This window comes from Thiobacillus sp. (assembly GCF_024708915.1).
Genome location: NZ_JANJXQ010000003.1, coordinates 1 through 21,794, shown reverse-complemented (window position 1 = coordinate 21,794; position 21,794 = coordinate 1). Strand labels below are relative to the sequence as shown.

The 21,794-nt window shown below is 67.2% G+C and carries 21 protein-coding genes; 7 read left to right on the top strand and 14 right to left on the bottom strand.

The features are described 5' to 3' along the window. Positions 1 to 20: 20 nt before the first annotated feature. From Q0L94_RS00235 to ppsA, 8 genes are all read right to left on the bottom strand, one after another. The gene (locus Q0L94_RS00235) at positions 21 to 1,505 is read right to left on the bottom strand and encodes a hypothetical protein (RefSeq protein ID WP_296748955.1); all 1,485 of its coding nucleotides are present in this window, start codon (positions 1,503 to 1,505) and stop codon (positions 21 to 23) included. Positions 1,506 to 1,668: 163 nt separating this feature from the next. Then, a complete protein-coding gene (locus Q0L94_RS00230) occupies positions 1,669 to 1,854 on the bottom strand; it encodes a hypothetical protein (protein WP_296748953.1) in 186 nt (61 codons plus the stop codon). Beyond that, entirely contained in the window at positions 1,851 to 2,111 is a 261-nt protein-coding gene (locus Q0L94_RS00225; RefSeq protein ID WP_296748952.1) for a hypothetical protein, read from the bottom strand. The genes Q0L94_RS00230 and Q0L94_RS00225 overlap by 4 nt, the downstream gene beginning before the upstream one ends. Before the next feature lie 9 nt (positions 2,112 to 2,120). Next, positions 2,121 to 2,432 carry a hypothetical protein gene (locus Q0L94_RS00220; RefSeq protein ID WP_296748950.1) on the bottom strand — a complete coding sequence of 104 codons (312 nt, stop codon included), beginning with the start codon at positions 2,430 to 2,432 and terminating at the stop codon, positions 2,121 to 2,123. 3 nt (positions 2,433 to 2,435) lie between these two features. Beyond that, on the bottom strand, positions 2,436 to 2,687 hold the full coding sequence (locus Q0L94_RS00215; protein WP_296748948.1) for a sulfurtransferase TusA family protein: 252 nt from the start codon (positions 2,685 to 2,687) through the stop codon (positions 2,436 to 2,438). Positions 2,688 to 2,734: 47 nt separating this feature from the next. Then, positions 2,735 to 4,186: a YeeE/YedE family protein gene (locus tag Q0L94_RS00210; RefSeq protein WP_296748946.1), complete on the bottom strand. Its 1,452-nt coding sequence runs from the start codon at positions 4,184 to 4,186 to the stop codon at positions 2,735 to 2,737. Between the two features lie 51 nt (positions 4,187 to 4,237). Beyond that, the gene (locus tag Q0L94_RS00205) at positions 4,238 to 4,564 is read right to left on the bottom strand and encodes a sulfurtransferase TusA family protein (protein ID WP_296748944.1); all 327 of its coding nucleotides are present in this window, start codon (positions 4,562 to 4,564) and stop codon (positions 4,238 to 4,240) included. 505 nt (positions 4,565 to 5,069) lie between these two features. Then, positions 5,070 to 7,406, bottom strand: a complete 2,337-nt coding sequence (gene ppsA, locus Q0L94_RS00200; protein WP_296748943.1) for a phosphoenolpyruvate synthase — start codon at positions 7,404 to 7,406, stop codon at positions 5,070 to 5,072. An 11-nt stretch (positions 7,407 to 7,417) separates the two neighbouring features. On the opposite strand from ppsA, the gene ppsR reads away from it, so the two are divergent. Both ppsR and Q0L94_RS00190 read left to right on the top strand, forming a co-directional pair. Then, complete coding sequence (gene ppsR, locus Q0L94_RS00195; protein WP_296748941.1) at positions 7,418 to 8,194, top strand: pyruvate, phosphate dikinase/phosphoenolpyruvate synthase regulator; 777 nt, start codon at positions 7,418 to 7,420, stop codon at positions 8,192 to 8,194. 243 nt (positions 8,195 to 8,437) lie between these two features. Beyond that, positions 8,438 to 10,450 carry an EAL domain-containing protein gene (locus tag Q0L94_RS00190; RefSeq protein WP_296749071.1) on the top strand — a complete coding sequence of 671 codons (2,013 nt, stop codon included), beginning with the start codon at positions 8,438 to 8,440 and terminating at the stop codon, positions 10,448 to 10,450. 26 nt (positions 10,451 to 10,476) lie between these two features. On the opposite strand, the gene Q0L94_RS00185 is transcribed toward Q0L94_RS00190, so the two are convergent. Next, the gene (locus tag Q0L94_RS00185; RefSeq protein WP_296748939.1) at positions 10,477 to 11,256 is read right to left on the bottom strand and encodes an RNA methyltransferase; all 780 of its coding nucleotides are present in this window, start codon (positions 11,254 to 11,256) and stop codon (positions 10,477 to 10,479) included. Between Q0L94_RS00185 and senB the strand changes: the two genes are divergently transcribed. Next, positions 11,255 to 12,259, top strand: a complete 1,005-nt coding sequence (senB, locus tag Q0L94_RS00180; RefSeq protein WP_296748937.1) for a selenoneine biosynthesis selenosugar synthase SenB — start codon at positions 11,255 to 11,257, stop codon at positions 12,257 to 12,259. The two genes, Q0L94_RS00185 and senB, sit on opposite strands and share 2 nt — an antisense overlap. A 3-nt stretch (positions 12,260 to 12,262) precedes the next feature. Here senB and Q0L94_RS00175 read toward each other — a convergent pair whose 3' ends face one another. Continuing rightward, positions 12,263 to 12,970 carry a tetratricopeptide repeat protein gene (locus tag Q0L94_RS00175; RefSeq protein ID WP_296748935.1) on the bottom strand — a complete coding sequence of 236 codons (708 nt, stop codon included), beginning with the start codon at positions 12,968 to 12,970 and terminating at the stop codon, positions 12,263 to 12,265. A 62-nt stretch (positions 12,971 to 13,032) separates the two neighbouring features. Here Q0L94_RS00175 and ycaO point away from each other — a divergent pair, with 62 nt between their 5' ends. From ycaO to Q0L94_RS00155, 4 genes are all read left to right on the top strand, one after another. Beyond that, positions 13,033 to 14,751 carry a 30S ribosomal protein S12 methylthiotransferase accessory factor YcaO gene (ycaO, locus tag Q0L94_RS00170; protein WP_296748933.1) on the top strand — a complete coding sequence of 573 codons (1,719 nt, stop codon included), beginning with the start codon at positions 13,033 to 13,035 and terminating at the stop codon, positions 14,749 to 14,751. Positions 14,752 to 14,760: 9 nt separating this feature from the next. Beyond that, positions 14,761 to 15,609 carry a PA4780 family RIO1-like protein kinase gene (locus Q0L94_RS00165; protein ID WP_296748931.1) on the top strand — a complete coding sequence of 283 codons (849 nt, stop codon included), beginning with the start codon at positions 14,761 to 14,763 and terminating at the stop codon, positions 15,607 to 15,609. 142 nt (positions 15,610 to 15,751) lie between these two features. Beyond that, entirely contained in the window at positions 15,752 to 16,672 is a 921-nt protein-coding gene (locus tag Q0L94_RS00160) for a metallophosphoesterase (RefSeq protein ID WP_296748929.1), read from the top strand. Beyond that, positions 16,669 to 19,332: a phosphatidylserine/phosphatidylglycerophosphate/cardiolipin synthase family protein gene (locus Q0L94_RS00155; RefSeq protein WP_296748927.1), complete on the top strand. Its 2,664-nt coding sequence runs from the start codon at positions 16,669 to 16,671 to the stop codon at positions 19,330 to 19,332. Before Q0L94_RS00160 ends, Q0L94_RS00155 begins: the two co-directional genes overlap by 4 nt. On the opposite strand, the gene Q0L94_RS00150 is transcribed toward Q0L94_RS00155, so the two are convergent. The 4 genes from Q0L94_RS00150 to Q0L94_RS00135 form a co-directional block, all read right to left on the bottom strand. Next, positions 19,329 to 20,330 carry a lipase family protein gene (locus tag Q0L94_RS00150; RefSeq protein ID WP_296748925.1) on the bottom strand — a complete coding sequence of 334 codons (1,002 nt, stop codon included), beginning with the start codon at positions 20,328 to 20,330 and terminating at the stop codon, positions 19,329 to 19,331. The genes Q0L94_RS00155 and Q0L94_RS00150 overlap by 4 nt on opposite strands. 12 nt (positions 20,331 to 20,342) lie before the next feature. Further along, positions 20,343 to 20,576 (bottom strand): hypothetical protein, encoded by a 234-nt coding sequence (locus Q0L94_RS00145; protein WP_296748923.1) that lies wholly within the window; start codon positions 20,574 to 20,576, stop codon positions 20,343 to 20,345. Positions 20,577 to 20,616: 40 nt separating this feature from the next. Continuing rightward, the gene (rlmB, locus tag Q0L94_RS00140; RefSeq protein WP_296748921.1) at positions 20,617 to 21,384 is read right to left on the bottom strand and encodes a 23S rRNA (guanosine(2251)-2'-O)-methyltransferase RlmB; all 768 of its coding nucleotides are present in this window, start codon (positions 21,382 to 21,384) and stop codon (positions 20,617 to 20,619) included. Beyond that, positions 21,381 to 21,794, bottom strand: a 414-nt coding sequence (locus Q0L94_RS00135) for a S1 RNA-binding domain-containing protein (RefSeq protein ID WP_296748919.1), incomplete at its 5' end; no start/stop codon positions are given. The genes rlmB and Q0L94_RS00135, both read right to left, overlap by 4 nt.

Genomic DNA, 21,794 nt, shown 5'->3' with positions numbered 1-21,794 from the left:
GGCAATAGTTCAGATGCTTGTCAGCCGCCGCACGGGTTGGCGGGCGGCGCGTTGGCCCCGGCAGTCGGGATGATCTCGCCGTACTTGTAGGCCTTGTCGGCGTTGACGATGGCATTGGCCGACTTGGCGTGCGCATCGGTGACGTAGCGCTGGGCCACCAGGGTGTTGCTGGTTGCGGCGCGGTAGAAAGACTTCACGTCGGTGCGCCACTCGGAATTGTCCGGCAGGATCGCAGCGCCCGTCGCATCGGTCATGACGCTTGCGCCGGTCAGCGAGTTCCACTCAACCATCGCACCGTCGTAGAAACGGGTCGGCTTGCCGAGGATGACCCCGCTCGCCACGCCTGTGATCATCGCGCGGAAAGTCGTCTCGCAGTAAGCGTAGACGGTGTCGCCATCCTGGTAGGCGTTACCCGCCCCGACCAGCGCATAGTCGGCGCCGACGAACCCAACGCCCTGGGCGTTGGTGCCGCCTGCCAGCAGCGCGGCCAGTTCCGCCTTGGGCCGGTAGGCAAAGCCCTTGGTGGAGTCAAGCATGTGCGTGTACTGGAGCTGCAGCGTGCCCCACGGGTGCCCCTGGCGCGAACCGCCGTTCTGGAAGCTCCACATGTAGTTGGCCGGGTTGACCGGCGCGCAGTATGCAGTCGCACACGCCTGGTTGCCGGCGAGATCGGAATTGGTATCCTCGCTGAGTTCCACCATTTCGCCGGCGCTGTACTGGCCGAGGCTGCGCGCATCCCAGATGAAGACGCCGTCGTTCTTCACGTTGCTGTCGCCCGACGGAACCACCGCAGCCAGCAGGTCCTGCACCGTGGCCTGCAGTGCGGTGTTGTCGACCAGCAGATCCTTGACCGAGGCGTGGCCGGTGCCGGGCGCCGCGCTGGCGGCTGCCTGGAAGTCGCCAGCGACCATGCCGTTGCCGTTGATCCACTGGTTGCCGCCGTTGAGGATCGCCAGGTTCTTCTTGTCGACGCCCCAGTAGCGCAGCGCGTACCAGATGCGGCCCTGCGCCATCGCATTGCCGGTGCTGCCGGTGCCCATGGCGGCGACGATCATGTCGTTCTTCGGGTCGATGTTGAATTTCTTCAGCAGCGCGTCCATGCCCGCGCCGTCCGGCACCATGCTCGGCGTTTCGATGACGCCGTTGCTGCGCGTCTGGATCCACTCGCTGCTGGGCGAAAGATAGGTGAAGACGTTGAGGCCGTTGGGCTTGACGTATTCGGAGCCCGCCGGGCCGGCCGACGCCTGCAGGATCACCAGCTTGCCGGTAATCCCCGCCGGACGATTGGCGAGCCAGTCGTCCTTCCAGCTTTTCAGCGTCGCCGCGGTGATCAGGCCATTGACGTTGTTGTCGTAGTTGTCGTCCGAGACCTGGGCGATCGCCGCCGGCGTATTGACCGGGATCTGCTTCACCAGGGCGGTCGTATCCTCGCCGCCCCCCCCGCCGCATCCCTGCAGGCCCAACATCAGGGACAGCACGGCCGCGCCAGCCCATCCCCTGTTCATATGCTTATTCATCCAGAATCCTCCGTCCATTTTCAAGCCCGCGCCAGCCTTGCCGTTTGGCAAGACGACGCACCCATAGCGGCCGGCCCGCTGGGGAAGGCGAAAAACCCGGCCCCAGCCATGCACAGCCTCTACCGCGACCATGGCCGCGGGCAAAACACTTTCAATCCAGCGGCGCTTTCAGCACCACGGGCATCCAGTCCTGTTCCAGCGCGTCGAGCAAAGCGCCGTAATCGTCCATGTTCGTTTCCCGCACTTGCGCGCCGGCGGCGCGCAAGGCTTCGGCCAGGCCCGGCATCGCCGGCACCGCCACGGGATTGATCAGCAAAACCCGTTTTTCCGTGCTCATACGCAATACACCACGTCGTTGTCGATGATCTGCCGCGCCAGCGCCGCCAGCGCGTCCTGCGCGGGGTCGAGCTCGACCACCGGCACGTCGGCGAATTCGAGCGCCTCCATCTGTTCGGCCACCTCGGCCCCTCCCGGAAGCTTGCCCCAGGCGGCGATGGCGACCGCGTCATCGAGCAGGGTGAGTCCGCTCGCCATGCGCAGCGCCTCGGCCGGCTTCTGCACGGCCACCATCAGAATGTGTTTTTGATCTGCCATGTCGCGTCCTCAGAAAACCAGAACCTTGTCGCACTTCTTCACCAGTTCGGCATCCTGGTACTGGCCGCCGACGATGACGAAGTCGGCGAGCGAATTCAGTTCAAAGCGCCCCTCGGCATAGCGCTCGGCGCTGTGCTCGCACAGCGAGACGCTGTTCGGGCGTGCCCGTGCGCGCCCGACGAAGCCCACGTCGGCGAGCAGGTTGACGCCGCTGTCGGTGAGGAAGCACTGCGGATCCCAGCCGCGCGCGAGCGCGGCGTCGAGCAGGCCGTTGGCGTGCGCGAGGTGGCGCTCGTCGGTGATGACTATGCCCAGCTGCATCGCTCAGGCCTTCCTGATCTTCCAGACGAAGGAGCCGCCGGCGTCCTGGCGGTCGATGAGGTCGCTGCCCTCCGCTTCGCACATCGCCATGATCGACTCGCCCGACGAGGGGTTGTCGAACACCAGCGACAGCACGTCGCCGCTCTCGATCTTCTGCAGCGCCTTCTTGGTGTACATCTGCGGATGCGGGCAGGTGTAGCCGCACACGTTCAGCTCCCATTCGTGGTCGCCGGTCTTGTTGAAACTCATGGCCATGGGTATTGCTCCTTAATCCAATGTGTCGAAAATCTGCGGGCGCGTCCTTACAGGCCGCACTCGCCTGCCTTGCGGGCGGTGCTCCAGTCCATCCACCAGGTGAACACCTTGACGCCGACGTAGGCGCCTAGCGTCATGCCGATCAGGAAGACCCAGCCGCTAGGGTCGCCGTTGGTCACGGTGGCGAAGAAGGCGCCGATGTTGCAGCCCATCGCCAGGCGCGCGCCGATGCCCATCAGGGTGCCGCCGACGATGGCGAAGAAGGCGGTTTCCCAGCTCGGCATCTTCCATTTGAATTCGCGGCGGGAGAGCGCCATGATGGCGGCGCCGAGAATGATGCCGATCGACATGAAGCCGGGCGCGTTCAAGAGCGGATTCGGCAAGCCGTTGTCGAGGCCGAAGAAGATGCTGTCCATGCTGTCGATGCCGAGCTTCTGCATGACCCAGCCGCCCCACTGTGCTTCCTGGGTGGTGATGTACCAGTAACCCGGATCGAACACGGTGTCCTGGATGGACAGGCCGTCGGTGTAGCCCATCGCCACCAGCAGTTCGCCGAAGTTGAAGATGCCGTAGTGCTCGCGCAATGCGCCGGTCACGTACATGTGCAGGCCGGCAAGGATGCCGAGGCCGATGCCGGCCAGGGCGGTATTCCTGGACGACGTGCACATGGCCCACATGCCGGCGAATTCGTCGCGCAGCGTCGGGCTGGCCTTGCCGGAGCGGCGCAGGTAGCTCTTGCGGTAGTAGAGGACATACAGCGCGACCAGGATGATCATGACCGGCAGAATCGCGGTCAGCAGCGTATTGGCCAGGATGATGCCGCGGGCGGTCTCGGCCATGCCCAGCACCTCGGCCATGGTGGTGCCCTTGAGGCCCCAGATGTAGCCGGCGGTGAAGATGTCGAACCAGCCCTCGGTGATCGTCAGTTCGGCCGGCATGTCCTGGGCCGCGGCGGCATCGAGCCACGACTGCGGCACCAGCGCATCCCACCAGCCGCTGGCGCTGACGACGACGGCCTGCGAGAACGAGATGGCGATGATCACCAGCATCGAGTTCATGTTGCCCTCGCCCGCCTTGTACAGCGAACCGGACGCGCAGCCGCCGGTGAAGACGATGCCGAAGCCGAAGATCGCGGCGCCGATGACGATGTGCCAGCCCATTGCGTTGGGATGGAAGGTGCTGAAGCCGGCCAGGGAAACGATGGCGGCCACCACCGCGTACAGCGCCACCGCGATCATCACGCCGACCGCCATGCGCGGCACCTTCACCGCGAACAGGTCGCGCACCGCCGACGCCATGCAGAAGCGGCCGTATTGCAGCAGCGCGCCGTAGGCGAGGCCGAACCAGACATAAACCAGCAGGTAGGCGAAGCGCGTGTCCTGCGCCAGCGCCCACAGCGAGCCAAGGACAACGAACAGAAAAACCCCCAGCGCCTGCACGCTGCTTTTGCGAAGCAGCCAGTGCGTTTCAGTTGCGATACTCGTCGACGCTACGTTCACTCACACTCTCCTCAATCAGACCGGCGGCCCTGGCAGGCCGCTCCACAATGCCTACAAACCCTTGCGCAGGTAAACACGCCAACAATCGGCATCCCGCACCGTGGCGAGATGCGTACAGCCAAGCGTCTGCGCCAGCGCAGGAAACCCCTCGACTGCCGTGGGATTGTCGAGCATCACCTCGACGACCTGCCCCGGCCCGGTTTCGCCCAACACCTTCAGGGTCAGCAACTGCGGCCGCGGGCACATGGCCCCCAGGCAATCGACCGCATGCACCACATGCACACGCCCCAGATCGGGAATATCGACATCCTTGACGACCGGGCTGCTCGTGCCGACCGGCCGGTCATGAAACAGATCGAGCAAACTGGCAACGTGCACACCCATCCTCCGCTTGGCGACACGCAGTATTAAGCACGTTGCGTGCCAAATTGAATTTGTCTTTATAAACATAGTGTTGCCCCAATCAGCGATTTTCGGGTCAATGAAAAATGCAACGACACCGGTTTTCGGGTTTGGCACGGGTGTCTTTTGCAACAGGCCATTGCCGTGTCGTCGCAACGGCCACGGCAGCGGGCCGAGGCGGCCCTCCTACGGGGTTCGGGTTTCCGCAGCGGCTGCCCACTCGACGGCATCGGGCTCCTGCATGTGGGCGCGCCCCTGCATGTGGGAGCGGCGCCTCGCCGCGATGTTCGCACCGTCGCGACGGCCAAGGCAGCGGGCCCCTGTATGTAGGAGCGGCGCCTTTATGCCCTTCGGGTGCTCGCCGCGATTGTCGTGCCGTCGCAACGACCACGGCATCGGGCCGGGTACCCAAAGAACGGGCATAAAGGCGGCCCTCCTACAGGGTTCAGCGGCGCGGCGCTATCGCCCAAGGCGCAGGGCGTCAGGTAGCCAGCCGCCGCCAGGTCGCCACCACGGTATCCGGGTTGAGCGAAAGCGAGCCGATTCCCTGCTCGACCAGCCAGTCGGCCAGATCGGGGTGGTCGCTCGGCCCCTGGCCGCAGATGCCGATGTATTTGCCGTGCCGCTTGCACGCGGCAATCGCCTCGGCCAGCAGCTTTTTCACCGCCGGGTTGCGTTCGTCGAAGCCTTCGGCCACCAGGCCGGAATCGCGGTCGATGCCCAAAGTGAGTTGCGTCAGGTCGTTGCTGCCGATGGAAAAGCCGTCGACGTATTGCAGGAAGTCGTCGGCCAGCAGCACGTTGGAGGGAATCTCGCACATCATGATCAGGCGCAGGCCGTTGTCGCCGCGCTTGAGGCCGTTTTCCTCCAGCAGCTTCACCACCGCCGCGCATTCCTCGACGGTGCGGACGAAGGGGATCATCACCTCGACGTTGCCGAATCCCATGGTCTCGCGCACCTTTTTCAGCGCGCGGCACTCCAGTTCGAACGCCGGGCGGAACAGCGCCGACACGTAGCGTGCCGCGCCGCGCAGCCCCAGCATGGGATTTTCCTCCTTCGGCTCGTAGCGCTCGCCGCCGAGCAGGTTGGCGTATTCGTTGGATTTGAAGTCGGACAGCCGCACGATCGCCGGCTGCGGCCAGAACGCCGCCGCCAGCGTGGCGATGCCTTCGGCCAGCTTGTCGACGTAGAAGGACACCGGGTCGGCATAGCCCGCGGTACGCCGGTCGATTTCGTCGCGCAGGGCCGGCGGCTGGCCGGCATGGTCGAGCAGCGCCAGCGGATGCACGCCGATCATGCGCGCGATGATGAATTCGAGGCGCGCGAGGCCGATGCCGTGGTTCGGGATCTGCGCGAACTCGAAGGCGCGCTCCGGGTTGCCGACGTTCATCATCAGCTTCACCGGGGGCTCGGGCAGGGTTTCGCTCGCCAGCGTTTCCACCGTGAACGCCAGCTTGCCCGCATAGACCGTGCCGGTGTCGCCCTCGGCGCACGACACCGTCACCGTCTCGCCGTCCTTCAGCACCGTGGTTGCCTCGCCGGTGCCCACCACCGCGGGGATGCCCAGTTCGCGCGCGACGATCGCGGCATGGCAGGTGCGGCCGCCGCGATTGGTGACGATCGCCGCGGCGCGCTTCATCACTGGCTCCCAGTCGGGGTCGGTCATGTCGCTCACCAGCACGTCGCCCGGCTGCACGCGATTCATTTCCGCCGGGCTGGCGATCACCCGCACCACGCCGGCGCCGATTTTCTGGCCGATGGCGCGGCCGCTGATGCGCACCTCGCCGGCGGCCTCCAGCACGTAGCGCTCGCCGCCGCTTGTCTCGCGCGCCTTCACCGTTTCCGGCCGCGCCTGCACGATGAAGAGCTCGCCGGTCTCGCCATCCTTGGCCCATTCCACGTCCATCGGCCGGCCGTAGTGGCGTTCGATCTGCACCGCCTGGCGCGCCAGTTCCAGCACTTCGGCGTCGGTCAGCGCAAACTGCCGGCGCAGTTCCGGCGGGGCATCCTCGACCGCGGTGGCGCCGTCGCGCCACACCATGCGGATGGCCTTCTCGCCCAGTTCGCGCCGCACCACGGCGGGAAAGCCTTGCGCCAGCGTCGGCTTGTGCACGTAGAACTCGTCCGGGTTGACCGAACCCTGCACCACGGTTTCGCCGAGGCCGTAAGCCGCGGTGATGAACACCACGTCGCGAAACCCGGATTCGGTGTCCAGCGTGAACAGCACCCCCGAACACGCGATGTCGGAACGCACCATGCGCTGCACGCCGGCCGACAGCGCCACCTCGGCATGGTCGAAGCCGTGGTGCACGCGGTAGGCGATGGCGCGGTCGTTGTAGAGCGAGGCGAACACTTTTTTCACATACGCCAGCAGCGCGTCTTCGCCGCGCACGTGCAGATAGGTTTCCTGCTGGCCGGCGAACGAGGCGTCGGGCAGATCCTCGGCGGTGGCCGACGAGCGCACCGCCACCGATACCGCGTTGCCGAGTGCCGCGTAGGCGGCGCGCAGGCCGCTCTCCAGCGCGGGCTGCAGGCTGGCCGCTTCCACCCAGGCGCGAATCTCCGCGCCGGCCGCGGCCAGCGCCGTCACGTCTGCCACGTCGAGCGCCGCCAACCGCGCATGGATGCGCGCGCGCAAATCGTTATGGTCGAGAAAATCCCAGAACGCCTGGGCGGTGGTGGCAAACCCACCCGGCACCTTGACCCCCGCGCCCGCCAGATGGCGGATCATTTCGCCAAGCGAGGCATTCTTGCCGCCCACGCGCGGCACATCCGCGATCGACAAGGCGTCCAGCGGCACAATATAGTCAGCAGACATAGGTGATCTCCATGAATGATTGCAGCGTATTTTGCGTGTCCGACCACACCGGCGTGACGGTCGAAGCCGTCGCCAAGAGCGTGCTGGCGCAGTTCCCGCGTCTTGAGTTTAGCCTGATTACGCTGCCCTTCGTCGACAGCGCCGGGAAAGCCCAGGCCGCTGCCGCGCGCATTGCCGCCGCGCCCCGCGCCCTGGTGTTTTCCACGCTGACCGACCCTGCGCTGCGCGGCGTCCTGCGCAGCGCAGGTGCGGGCCTGTTCGACGTATTCGAACTGGTCGCGCCCGCCGTCGAGGCCTCGCTCGGCCAGACCGCCATCCCCAGCGGCGGCCGCACCCACGGCATGGCGCCCGACTACGAGGCGCGCATGGACGCCGTCAACTTTGCGCTCAACCTGGACGACGGCCTCAGCCCCGAACGTCTCGGCCAGGCCGACCTCATCCTGGTCGGCGTCTCGCGCGTCGGCAAAACCCCCAGCGCGCTCTACCTCGCCCTGCAATACGGCCTGCGCGTCGCCAACTATCCGCTCACCCCGGACGACCTTGCCCATCCCACGCTGCCCGGCGTCCTGCTCGCCCATCTGCCGCGGCTGCGCGCCCTGACCCTGTCGGCCGGGCGCCTTGCCGCCATCCGCCAGGCGCGCTACCCCGACAGCCGCTACGCCAGTCCAGAACAATGCCGCGCAGAGCTGGTTGCCGCCGAGGCGCTCTTCAAACGCCATGCCCTTCCCGTCCTCGATACCACCCGCATGTCGGTGGAGGAAATCGCGGCGCGCCTGCGGCACCCCTGAACGGCGCCGGCCGGCTGCCAGTCCGCCCGCTCTCAAGTTTTCCGCCGCCCGACCGTTTGAACAGGCGTCTTGGCGTCGATGCAGCCTGCGGTGCGCATCCCTGCCCTTGTTCAAACACCAGGAGTTTTCAGATGTCCGGCCATTTATCGAACCCCCGTTCACGCGCCGCCACAGCAGGTTTGCGGACGGCTTGACGACCGCAAGCACCGGGAATTTCACCCGGAAAATCGCAGTTTGAACCCCATGCACACCGAGATCGCCGCCGATGCGAAGGCAGGGCTGCGTCCTGCCCTCCCCTCAGCCTGGCGGCGCGCGCTGTTCGCGGGCTTTGTCAGCCAGTTGCTGCTGATCCTGTTCGTTACTGCCATCGGCTTGCAGCAGCTCAGGACGACCGCCGACAACCTCGGCACGGTTGTCGATGTCCACATGCGCAAGCTGAGCCTCACCAAGACCATGATGAGTGCCGCCCGCGAACGCACGCTCAGCATGCTCAGGCTGGCGCAAAGCGACGACCCGTTCGAGCGGGACGCGTTTTTCATGCAGTTCGACGCCGGCGGCTCGGACTTTGCCAATGCGCGGACAGCGCTGCTGAGCATGCCCCTGAGCAGCCGGGAACGCGAGCTGATTGCCCTGCAGGGACGGTTGACCGGCATTGCCATGCAGATTCACAACCGGATTGTCGACACGTTCCGCAACGACGCCGGCCGGAACGCCGAAGAACGGATTCTCGCCGATGCCATCCCGGCGCAGAACAATGTCCTGGCCGTGCTCGCGCAACTCGACGCCGAAACCCAGAAAATCGCGCTGGCGGCCAGCCGCGAGGCGCATCAGGCGCACGAGGTGGCGCGTTTCTGGATGTATCTGCTGTCCGGCATTGCCCTGCTGCTGGGGATCTTCGTCGCTGCGGCCGTCATTCATTACACCCATCGCGCCAGCCGCGAACGCGAGCATCTCGCCACCCACGACAGCCTGACCGGCCTGCCCAACCGCATGCTGTTCATGGATCGGCTGGAGCAGGCGCTGGTGCGTGCGCAGCGGCGCAAAACGCTGGTGGGCGTCATATTCATCGATCTGGACCGCTTCAAGCGCGTCAACGACACCCTCGGACATGCCATGGGCGACACGCTCATCAGCGAGGTGGCCCAGCGCCTGCGGACAGCCACGCGCGCCGAGGACATCGTGGCGCGGCTGGGCGGCGACGAGTTCGTCGTGGTCATCGATGCCGCCAGGGTCAGCCATATCCTGCAGGTGGTGGAAAAAATCCTTGCCGTGGCAGGCAAGCCCTACCTGATCGCCGGGCGCGAGATTTTTGCCCGCTGCAGCATCGGCGTCAGCGTCTATCCGAACGACGGCGCCGACTCCGGCAGTCTGCTGAAGAATGCCGACACGGCGATGTACACCGCCAAGAGCGGCGGCAGAAACCGCTTCCAGCTTTACGACGCGGCGATGAACGCCATGGCGGAAGAAAGACTGCAGCTGGAAACCGAACTGCACTATGCGCTGCAGCGCAACGAGTTCGTATTTCATTACCAGCCCCAGCTCGACCTGGAAACCGGGCGCATCCACGGCGTCGAGGCGCTGATCCGCTGGAACAACCCGGACAAGGGCCTGCTCGGCCCGGCTGTTTTTCTGGAACTGCTGGAAGAGTCCGGCGGGATCGTCGGCATCGGGCGGTCGCTTCTGCTGGCGGCGTGCCGTCAGACCGCCAGTTGGCACGCCGCCGGGTTCGCCGACCTGGGCGTTGCCGTCAATGTCTCCAGCAAGGAGTTCTGGCACGAATCGCTGCTCGCAAGCGTGCGCGACGCGCTGGAGCAGTCCGGCCTGCCTGCGCAATCGCTGCAGCTCGAACTGACCGAAGGCATTTTCATGGAAGACGTCGACGCCGCCGTAGAGAGAATCCTCGCCTTGAAGGCGCTGGGAATCGCCGTGGCCGTCGACGACTTCGGCACCGGCTATTCGTCATTGGCCCACTTGAAGCGCTTCCCGCTCGACGTCCTGAAAATCGACCGCTATTTCGTCAAGGACATTCAGCACGCCCCGGTCAACGAAGCACTCATCGGCTCGATTCTCGCCCTCTGCAAGGGGCTGCATCTCGGCACCGTCGCCGAGGGGGTGGAAAACCGGGAGCAGCTCGAATCGCTGCGCAAACTCGGCTGCCGCATCGTGCAGGGATATTTCATCAGCCGGCCGGTTGCGGCGGAGCAGGTCGTCGCGCTGCTGGGCCGCGACTGGCTGCAGGAGTTCGGCCCGGCTTGAGGCGCGCACCCGGCGGCGCAGGCCGCCTAGCGCCTGCGCTGCCGCGCGGCCTCGAACAGCGCCACCGCCAGCGCGGCCGACGCATTCAACGATTCGATCCTGCCCGCCATCGGAATCTGCGCGCTCAGCTGCGCCGCACCGCGCACCGCGGCGGACAGCCCCGCGCCTTCGTTGCCGACGACGAGGGCAAGCGGCCCGCCGAGGTCGAGCGCATAGAAATCGCTGTCCTCGGCCGGGGCGAGCGCGACGCTGCGGCCGGCAAAGCCTTGCAGCCACGCCACCAGGTCCGCCCCCAGCCGCATCGGCAGCACGAACTGCGCGCCCTGTCCGCCGCGCAACGCCTTGGGCGACCAGGGATCGTGGCAGCCCCTCGACAGCACCGCCAGCGTCGCCCCTGCCGCGGCGCCGGTACGCAGCATGGCGCCGAGATTGCCGGGATCCTGGATGTCCTCCAGCACGATGACGAGCGGCATACCGTCCGGCTGCGGCGGCGCGAGCCAGGCCGCTTCGGCCAGCAAGCCGGTCGGCGTGGCGACCGGCGCGAGTTCGGCAAACAACGCATCGGGCAACACGATGGCCCTGGCGCGGGAACAGCGCGCCGTCAGTTGCACGAATCGCTCCCTGCCGAACGAGGCGGCGCGCGCCAGTGTGTGCGGCTGGCCGCCGGCGTCGAGATAGGCCGCCAGCAGATGCTCGCCGTCGAGCAGCGTCGTCTGCGCCTCGCGCCGCGCGCGGGCAGACTCGGCGAGCTTCTTCAGCCGCTTGAAAATGACGTTGTCGCGTGAAGTAATGGGGATTTCGGTCATGCGCAGATTATCCGCGATCCATCCGGCAAGCTACACTCACACGATGCGCATCGTCCTCATCACGCCGTATGGCCGCGAACACCGCAACGGCAACTGGCACACCGCCGCACGCTGGGCGCATTTTCTGCGCGAGGCGGGGCACAGCGTGCAGGTGCAGGTGGAATGGGATGGGCGCGCGGCCGATCTGATGCTGGCGCTGCATGCGCGGCGCAGCTTCGCCTCGATCCGCGCCTTTGCCGAACGCTTTCCGAGCCGCCCCCTGTTGCTGGCGTTGACCGGCACCGACCTGTATCGCGACATCCACGAAGACAGCGACGCCCAGCAGGCGCTGGAGCTCGCGCACCGGCTGATCGTGCTGCAGGATCGCGGAGTCGACGAGCTGGCCCCGCATCTGGCCGCCAAGACGCGGGTGATTTACCAGTCGTCGCCCGACATTGCCCGCCTGCCCTCGCCTGCCCACACCTTCGAGGTGCTGGTGATCGGCCACCTGCGTGCGGAAAAAGATCCGTTCCGGCCGGCGCTGGCGACCGCCTACCTGCCCGCGCACTCGCACATCCAGGTGACGCATCTGGGCAGCGCCTTGAGCAAGGAGATGGCCGACACCGCGGCGCTGGCGCAAAGCAAGCTGCCGCGCTGGCACTGGCTCGGCGAGGTGCCGCACAAGACGGTGCTGAAGCGCTTGGCGCGGGCGCAGCTCATGGTCATCCCGTCGGTGATGGAAGGCGGCGCCAACGTGATCTGCGAGGCCCTGGCGGCGGAGGTGCCGGTGCTGGCTTCGCGCATGCCCGGCAACGTCGGCATGCTGGGCGAGGATTACCCCGGCTATTTTCCGGTGGGCGACGAAAGGCGGCTGGCCGAGCTGCTGTCGCTAGCCGAGCACGATCCCGGCTTTTATGCCGATTTGCTCGGTCGTGCGCGTGCCCGGCGCGGCCTGATGCGGCCGGAACAGGAAGCCAGCCGCTTGCGGCAGGCGGTGGCGGAGTTCGAGCAGAGCGCGGGGTGACAGTCAGCCGTCGGCAAACAGGATGCCGAACAGGCGCGCGCGTTCGGCTGCGCTCAGGCCGCGCAGCACCCGTACCGCTGCGCGCGCCACCCGTACGTCGCGCGTGATCGAATATTCGACCGCCAGCGCGCGCCAGACCTCGGCCAGCGCCGGGTCGGTGGCCTGCAGCTTATGCAGCGCCTGCGCCACCCCGTCCTGCCCTTTGGTCAGATAAAACGTCAGCCCCAGGTTGTGCCAGGCCTGGACGTAGTCGGGGTCGATCTCCACCGCCGCGCGATACGCCTGCATCGCCTCGCGCGGGCGCCCGCTGTCGCGCCAGGCATTGCCCAGATTGTTGCGCGCATGCACATCGCCGGGGTCGAGGTGCAGATTCCGCCGATACGCCACGATCGCTTCGGCGAACCGCCCCAGTTCGCCCAGCGCGCGTCCCTGAACGAACCAGGCCAGCGCACTCTTCGCGTCGGCCTGCGCCCAGGCCTGCCCCCACGCCAGCAGGCCCGGCCAGTCGGCGCGTTTTTCCAGCGCCTGCGCCTGCCGCACCCACTCGGCCTGCGGACGGGCGGCCAGCGCGGCCTGGCCGTTGTCCAGACCGAAGGTCTGGGCGGCCGCGGCCGCCGGGCCTGCAAGCGCAAGGCCGGGCAACAACAATAAGCAGGAGAGGCGGTTGGGCATGGGCAGGAGACAGCCGGCAAGATTACGGATCGTCGGCATTCATTTTACGCCGCACTTGACGCATCGCTTATGCTGTTCGCTGTTCAGAAAAGAGTCGCCTCATGCACGCCACCGAACACTTCATTCCCGGCAAGGATGCCTCGCTCGAAGCGTCGATCGCCACCCTGCAATCCAGGCTCGAAGCGATCGGCTTCCACATCGAGGAACGCTCCTGGCTCAATCCGGTGGAAGGCGTATGGTCGGTACACATCCGCGACCGCGACTGCCCGCTGCTGTTCACCAACGGCAAGGGCGCCTCGGAGCTGGCGGCGCGGGCGAGCGCGCTGGGCGAATATTTCGAGCGGCTGTCGAGCAACTATTTCTGGACCCACTTCTATCTGGGCGAGACGATTGCCAATCGCGCCTACGTCCACCATCCCGCCGAGCGCTGGTTCGCGCTCGACGACGGCGACGATGCCTGGCCAAGCGGCCTGCTGACGCCCGCGCTGCACGGCCTCTACAACCCGGAAGCCAGCGTGCGCGCCGACCAGCTGGTCGATCTCAATTCCGGCAACATCGAACGCGGCATCTGCGCCATCCCCTACCAGCGTCTGCGCGACGGCGAAACCGTGTACTTCCCGGTCAACCTGATCGGCAATCTCTACGTCAGCAACGGCATGTCGGCCGGCAACACGCCGATGGAGGCACGCACCCAGGCGCTGTCCGAAATCTTCGAACGCCACATCAAGTTCCGCATCATCGAAGAGGGCCTGTGCCTGCCCGACGTGCCGGAAGACGTGATCGCCCGCTATCCGCACATCGCCGCCGGCATCCGCGCGCTGCGCTGCGCCGGCTTCGGCATCCTGGTGAAGGACGCCTCGCTCGGCGGGCAGTATCCGGTGATGAACGTCACCCTGCTGCACCCCGGGGACCAGGGCTGCTTCGCCAGCTTCGGCGCGCATCCGCGCTTCGAAGTGGCGCTGGAGCGCGCGTTGACTGAATTACTGCAAGGCCGCGCGCTCGATTCGCTGGCAGGCTTCCCCGCCCCCGGCTTCGACCCGGCCGAAATTGCCGACCCGCAGAACCTGGAAATCCACTTCGTCGATTCCAGCGGCGTGATTTCCTGGCAGTTCCTGCGCGACACCCCCGACTTCGAATTCGTCGACTGGAACTTCGGCACCACCACCGAAGAGGATTACGCGTGGTCGTGCGGCGCCCTGCACGCCGACGGGCATGACATCTACATCGCCGACTTCACCCATCTCGGCGTCTACGCCTGCCGCATCCTGGTGCCCGGCGTGTCCGAGATCTACCCGGTCGATGAGCTCGAATTCGAGAACAACAGCATCGGTAACCTGATCCGCCCGGCGCTCGCGCGCCTGCCCGAGCTCTCCGACGACGAATGCGCCGAGCTGCTCGATCTGATGATCGAACTGGAGCTGGCCGACGACCGCCTGGTGCCGGTGCTGATCGGCCTGGCGCCGGATGCCGATTCGCCGTGGACCGATCTGCGCGTCGGCGAACTCAAGCTGCTGCTCGCGCTGGCCCTGGGCGACGACGAAGCGATCCTCGAAGGCTGCACCTGGATCGCCCAGTACGGCCAGCGCGGCGAAGCGCGCCTCAAGGTCTACCGCTGCATCGCCGACCTCGCGCAGCTCGACGCGCCTACCTACTTCGAGCCCGCGCTGGCCCTGCTGTACGGCCGCGAGACGCTGGAGCAGGCGTTCGCGCTGCTCAATCAGGACGAACGCTTCTTCGGGCTGACGACACTGGGCAGCGACTTCGAGGGGAGCGCGATGCACCGGCGCCTGCTGGAGGCGTACCGCAAGGTGCGCGGCTAGAGGGCTCCGATGAAAATCCCCAAGCGACTCCAACCCCTGCTCGAAGACGGCCTCATCGACGGCGTCGTGCGCCAGTTGATGAGCGGCAAGGAAGCCATGGTCTTCGTCGTCCGCTGCGGCGACGACATCCGCTGCGCCAAGGTCTACAAGGAAGCCAACCAGCGCAGCTTCCGCCAAGCCGTCGACTACACCGAAAACCGCAAGACCAGGAACAGCCGGCAGGCGCGCGCCATGGCCAAGGGCAGCAAATACGGCCGCGAAATGCAGGAAGCCGCCTGGCAAAGCGCCGAAGTCGACGCGCTGTATCGATTGGCTGCTGCCGGCGTGCGCGTGCCCACGCCGCACAACTTCCATGAAGGTGTATTGCTGATGGAACTGGTGGCCGACCTGGAGGGCAATGCCGCGCCCCGGCTGAACGACGTGTCGTTCACCGAAACCGAAGCCCTCGCCCACCACCGCTCATTGATCGGCGAAGTGGTGCGCATGCTGTGCGCCGGCGTCGTCCACGGCGACCTGTCCGAGTTCAACATCCTCGTCGGCGCCGACGGCCCGGTGATCATCGACCTGCCGCAGGCGGTCGACGCCGCCGGCAACAACCACGCGCAGGCCATGCTGGCGCGCGACGTCAACAACCTGAAAACCTACTTCGGCCAGTTCGCGCCGGCACTGCTGGCGACGCAGTACGCCGAGGAAATCTGGGCGCTGTACGAACACGGCAATCTGAATCCCGAGACCGAACTCACCGGCCGGTTCGTATGCGACAAGCCGCCGGTCGATCTGGAGGGGGTGATGCGGGAAATTGATGACGCGCGAGAGGAAGAGGCTGCGCGCTTGTTGCGTTTGCAGGAACTGGCGTGAGTTACTGCCGCTGGGGCCTGTCCTGAATTACAGGATAGTCATTCGGTATCCGTATGATTTTATTTGTTTTATTCATGCAGACTGATAATCGGGTGGGAGTAGAGGCCCTTCACGTCAGGGTTGCCGGACCGCTCGCCGACCGATGATGCGCATCGCCCATGTCTCCGACCTGCATGTACTCTCGCCCGCCGGCGTCGAGTGGCGGCGCATTCTCTTCAACAAGCGCATCACCGGTCATGTGAACCTCGTCATGCGCAGGAGTCGCGTCTATCGCCGCGAGTATCTGCGGATGGTGCTGGCGCAGGCCGCCGCACGCGCCGACCAGGTCGTCGTCACCGGCGACATCACGAATCTGTCGCTCGAGAGTGAATACATTGCGGCGCGCGCATTGCTCGACGACGTGGCGCGCACGGCCGAAGTCACGGTCGTCCCGGGCAACCACGACGTCTATCTGCCGGCCATCTTTCGCGAGCGCGACTTCGTGCGTCACTTCGATCCCTTCCTGCAGAGCGACCTGCCCGAGCTTGCGCGCGACCTCGAAGCGGGCCGCTATCCCTGCGTGAAGCTGCGCGGACCGGTGGCCTTGATCGCGCTCACCAGCGCGGTGCCGCGGCCGCCCTTCGTCTCCGCGGGCGTGCTCGGCCGCGAACAGCTTGCCGCCCTCGAGGCGGTGCTCGCCCACCCGGAAGTCGCGCGGCGTACGCCGGTGCTGCTCATTCACCACCCGCCGGTCGATCATCGACCGCGCGTCGTACGTCTGCGCGATGGACTGGTCGACGCCACCGCGTTCGGGCGCAGTGTCGCGGGCCTCGCGCGCGGACTCGTGCTCTACGGGCACATCCACGAACGCGAGCGGCGCGTGCTGCCCACCCCGGCCGGTGGTCTCGATGTGGTGAGCGCAAGCGGCGGTGCACTCGACGATCCGCGCGCGTCGGTTCGCGCGGGCTTCAACCTCTACGACATCGACGACGATGGCACGATTGCTTCCGTGCAGGCCTGGATGGTCGACGAGTCGGGCACTGCGGTGACACGGGCCGCGATCGTCGACAGGAGACGTTCATGAACTACCGCCGTGTACTGCTCGTGAGCACGCTCGAGGGCGGCGCGCGTGCCGCGCTGGCTCGCCTGCGCACGCTTGCGCCGGCCCTCGAACAGCTGGTCGTGCTCGTGCACTGGCGCCCCGACGAACAACAATTGTCGTCCGTCGACAGCGCCCTCGATGAATTGCGCGCGCTCGCCGCGCAGAGCGCCGCCAGCGCCGAGGTGCGCCTCGTTCCGGACCTCGACGGCGAGGGGCTTGCCGAGTTCGTGGCGCTGTTGCAGGCCGATCTGCTCGTCTCGGACGCGCTGCCGCTCGCCGCATTGCCGCTCCTCGCCGAACTGCGCCGGCGCCATGCGCTCGCGGTGCTGTGGGCACCGCCCGACGTGGCCGCGCCGCACCCGGGTGCCGCCACGAGACTGACCTGCGTCGTCACCGAGCGGGGGGCGAGCGTGGTGATGAACGCCTTCCTGCGCGACCACGGCCGCACCGACATGGACGTCACCGTGCTGCACGCCGCGGCGGCGCTGCCACAGGATTTCGACGCGGCGCGCGGCGTCGCGGCTATCCGCACCACGCTGCGGCTGGTCGCGCAACCCGCGGCGCAGGTTCGCGACTGGCTGGCCGCCAGCGTCGGCCGCGGCGACGTCGACCTGCTGGTGTTCGCCCGCTTGCCGGTGACCTGGCTGCTGCGCGAGCACTGGCCCGTGCCGAGCCTGCTGTTGCCGCCGGCAAGCCCGGCGAGCCCGCTGACCGAGCGCGAGTTCGACACGCCGGACCTGATCGACGACGGCGGTCCGCTGCGTGCGCGCTTCGAGTACGCCACCGGCGTGGGCCGCCGCACGCCGATCCCGGACCAGCAGATCGCGCTCGTCGCCGAAGGTCGCGTCGTGACGCTGCTCGATACGCGGGACGGCGAAGCGGAACTCCCGGCCGATTGCCGCGCCGCCAGCTACGGCGCCTATCGCGTCGCCGGCCCCGCGCCGGACGATCCTGTGCTCGCGGTGCGGCAGACGATCCGCGTCGTCCGCCCCGGCACATCGCCACTCGTGCTGTTCGACGCGGAACTGTCGGAGCACGGACTGGCAGCCGTGCGCGCGCTCGGCGACGCCTGCGAGGTGCTCGCCGTGCGGGTGCGTGCGATGCGCAGCTGCCGTTCGCTGCGCGCGCGCTTGCAGGCGCACGGGCTGGTGCCGTGCGTCATCGACGTCGGCCTGGTGCTCGACGAAGGCCAGGCGCTCGACGTGCCGGGCGAGGCGGATGCCGTGCGCCTCGCGCGCGCCGCAGCGCGCCTGCGCAGCGTCGGCTATCCGGTCGCCGCAATCGTCCATCGCGGCACGCGCCGACCCGCCACCACCGGCTTCGCCGCGCTGCGCGCCGGCGAGCTGTCGGCGGCCGCGCTGCCCGCGCCGCCGCGGCTCGCGCGGCCCGTGCCTCTCGCCGACCGGCTCGACGCCACCACCGGATCGCAGGTCATCGCCGGCAATCGCGTCGAACTCGAACTCGACAACGTGAAGGCGCGCACCTGGCTGCTGGACGCGATCGCGGCGAGCACGCAGCGCGTGCATTTTCAGACCTACATGGCCGCCGACGACGACATCGGCCGGAAGATCGAGGCCGCGCTGACGCAGGCGGCCGCGCGCGGCGTGACGGTGCGCGTGCTGGTCGATTCGCTGCACGGCAAGCACGGCTCGCTCGGCGCGCGCAATCCGCTGCTCGAGCGCCTCGGCGCGCAGTCGGGCGTCGAACTGCGCGTCTCGCGGCCGATCACCAGCCTGCCGTCGCTCGAAGACCTCAAGCGGCGCGACCACCGCAAGCTCGTCGTGGTCGACAATCGGGTCGCGCTCGTCGGCGGCCGCAATGTCTCGCACGAGTACTACACGGGCTTCGACGAAGTCGCGCTCTCGCCCGATTCGATGTGGCGCGAAGTGCCCTGGCTCGATGGCGGTTCACGCGTGGAGGGCCCGGCGCTCGACGTGCTCGAGCGCGCGTTCCACGATGCCTGGCGCGAAGCCGGCGGCGAGTCTTTCGAGATCGTGGCAAGCCCGCCTGCGGGATCGACGCCGGTGCGCGTCGTGATCCATCGCGGCCTGCACGACGCCTACACGCTCGAGGCCTACATCGCGCTGATCGAAACGGCGCAGTCGCACATCGAGGTCGTCAACGGCTTCCCGCTGATCCTCGAGATCCAGCACGCGCTGCTGCGCGCACTGCGGCGCGGTGTGCGGGTGCGCATGCTGTTCGGCAACCTGACGCCGACGCACGACGGCGTGCCGTTCGGCGGCCCCTGGTCGACGGCGCGCACCGCGGCGACCTCACTGGTGCACTCGCGCATGGATGCGCTGATCGCCGCGGGCGGCGAGGGCTACCTGTTCCAGGTGAAGCGGCGTCCGTCGTGGGCGCCGGGCATCGGCGTCGTCGGTTCGCACGTGCACGCCAAGGTGATGAGCGCCGACGGCCGCGCCTGCGTGGTGGGCAGCGCCAACCTGGACATCACCGCCGGCTACTGGGAGAGCGAACTGATGCTCGTCGTCCCCGACGCGGCGATCGCGACTGCGCTCGAAACGCGGATCGACGCGTTGATCGCCGGCTCGATGCGGGTCGAACGCGACGACCCGCAATGGCAGGCGATCGCCAGGAGCCGTGAATGGATGCGCCACTGGCCGGGCGTGCTGTCGATCTAGTCGCCGAGCTCGTTCACGCGTCCGGGCGGGCGCAAGGCCGCGAGATACTGGTGCGGACCGTGGTCGGCGGCCGTGAGCGGGTGGCTCGCGCGGCGCTTCTCGGTCGCGAAGATGGCCAGCAGCGCGCGCGGGATGCCGGTCGCGCTCTTCAGTTGCGCCACCGGCGCCTTCGACTGTGCCCATTGGCCATCGCTGTACACGTACTCGTGGCCGAAGTGCGCGAAACGCCCCCAGGCGGTCGGCGGCAGTGCCGGCACGGGATCGCGTGGCAGCACGTGGCGATGCAGCCGGCGGGCAACCGCGTCCACCGCCGGCGTCAGGGGGCCGCCGATCGCCATCGGCTGGCCGTAGGTGTAGATCGCGCGCAGCCGCGCCAGCAGGGCGCGTTCCCGGTCGTCGCGCCCGAGCGTGAGCGCGAACAGCGCGGCCATGGCGCCGCCGAGGCTGTGCCCGGTCACATACAGGGCTTCGAGTGAATGTTCGAGCCGCTTCGATGGATCGAGCAGCGACTTGCCGTGCAGTGCGAGTTCGAGTGCGTCGACCACCGCGAGGCGGGTGAGCCGCAGGTTGCGGTAGAAGCCCGCGTGCACACGCAGCGACTCGCCGGTGCCGGTCAGCAGCTGCGAGGAGTCCGAGCCGACGTCGCCGTCGCCGATCCAGTGGCCGAGGTTGGTCGTCTCGGTGCCACGGTAGGCGAGAATCGCCACCCGTCCGCAGCGGCTCTGCACAAGGTAGGCCGTCGAGTAGACGTACATCGCATCGACGGTCTGCGCGATGCGCATGCAGGCGCTGGCCTCGAGCCCGAGCCGCGTCATCATCAGCGCGACGGTCGCCGCATCGGCGTAGGCGAAGCCCGCGCAGACGCCGAGCGCATGCGCCACGGTCGTATCGCGCCCGGCCGACGGCGTCGCGTGTGCCGCGACGAACGCATCGGCAAGCGCTTCGTGGACGGGGAAAGGCGGCGTGCAGTTGCCGCCTGCGACTCGCTCGATGTCCATTCAGGTGTCCATTCAGGGCCGCGGCGCACCGCCGGCCACGAAATTTGCGGGTCGGGTCTCGATGTCGTGGTGCATGGTCATTCCTCCGGGGGCAGGAAACGGAGCGCTCGCCCGCGCCGCCCTCCGGAGCGCGGGCGAGCGCTCCAGTTTCTGGCGCACGTAGGGGGCATACATGGCATCGTCGAAGCTCGCCTGATCTGGCAAGTGGTCAGCAATATCGTGGACGATTTGTTTGACGGTTCGCATGGGTTGACGCCTTGTGAAACCCGTTGAAACGCCATTCATTCTAGCCTGCCGCGCGTTGCCTCGCCGTCTCATACAGGCACAGCGCCGCCGACACCGACACATTGAGGCTTTCCACCGTGCCGCCGATGGGGATGCGCGCGACCTGGTCGCAGCTTTGCTTGACCAGGCGGCGGATGCCGGCGCCTTCGGCGCCGAGCACCCAGGCGATGCCGGTCCTGGCGTCGATGCCGGACAGCGGCTTGTCGCCGTCCATGTCGGCGGCGATGACCCAGATGTTGTGTTCCTTCAAATCCTCGATGGTGCGCGCAAGGTTAGTGACCATGAGGTAGGGCACGCTCTCCGCGGCGCCCGAGGCGACCTTTTCGACGGTGGCGTTGATGCCGACGGCGTTGTCCTTCGGCGCGATGACGGCGTGGACGCCAAAGGCGTCCGCGGATCGGAGGATCGCGCCGAGGTTGTGCGGGTCGGTGACGCCGTCGAGGATCACCAGCAGCGGCGGGCCCTGGATGTTCTCCAGCACTTCGTCGAGCGAATGCGTCAGCGCAACCGGTTTGACGCGGGCGACCACGCCCTGATGCTTGGCAGTCTTGCCCACTAATCGAGTCAGCCGGTCGGCTTCGACCTGCGCCAGTTTGACCCCGTTGTCCTTGGCCTGATGCACCAGGTCGCGCGCGCGGGCGTCGCGGCGGGTCAGGTCGAGGTAAATTTCGAAGATGCCCGACGGGTCCTGGCGCAGGCGCGCCAGCACGGGGTGAAAGCCGTAGATCAGTTTTTCAGCGGCATGCTTGCCGGCGGGTTTCTCGCTCATTTCTTCCTGCTGCCCGTTTTGGCCTTGCCGGCTTTCTTTTGCGGCTCCTGCTTCTCGAACGCACGCTGCATGTCGAGTGCGGAGTTTTCCTGCTCGACCAGGCTGAAGTCGATCTTGCTGGTCTCGATGTCGGCGCGCATCACCTTGATGCGCACACGGTCGCCGAGGCGGTAACGCTTGCCGGTGCGTTCACCGAGCATCATGTGCTTGGCCTGGTCGTAGTGGAAATAATCCTGGCCAAGTTCGGAGACGTGAACCAGACCCTCGATGAAAATATCGTCGATCGCGACGAACATGCCGAAGCTGGTCACCGCGCTCACGGTGCCGTTGTATTCGTCGCCGATGCGGTCGCGCATGAAATAGGTTTTCAGCCAGGCGTCGACGTCGCGGGTGGCATCGTCGGCGCGGCG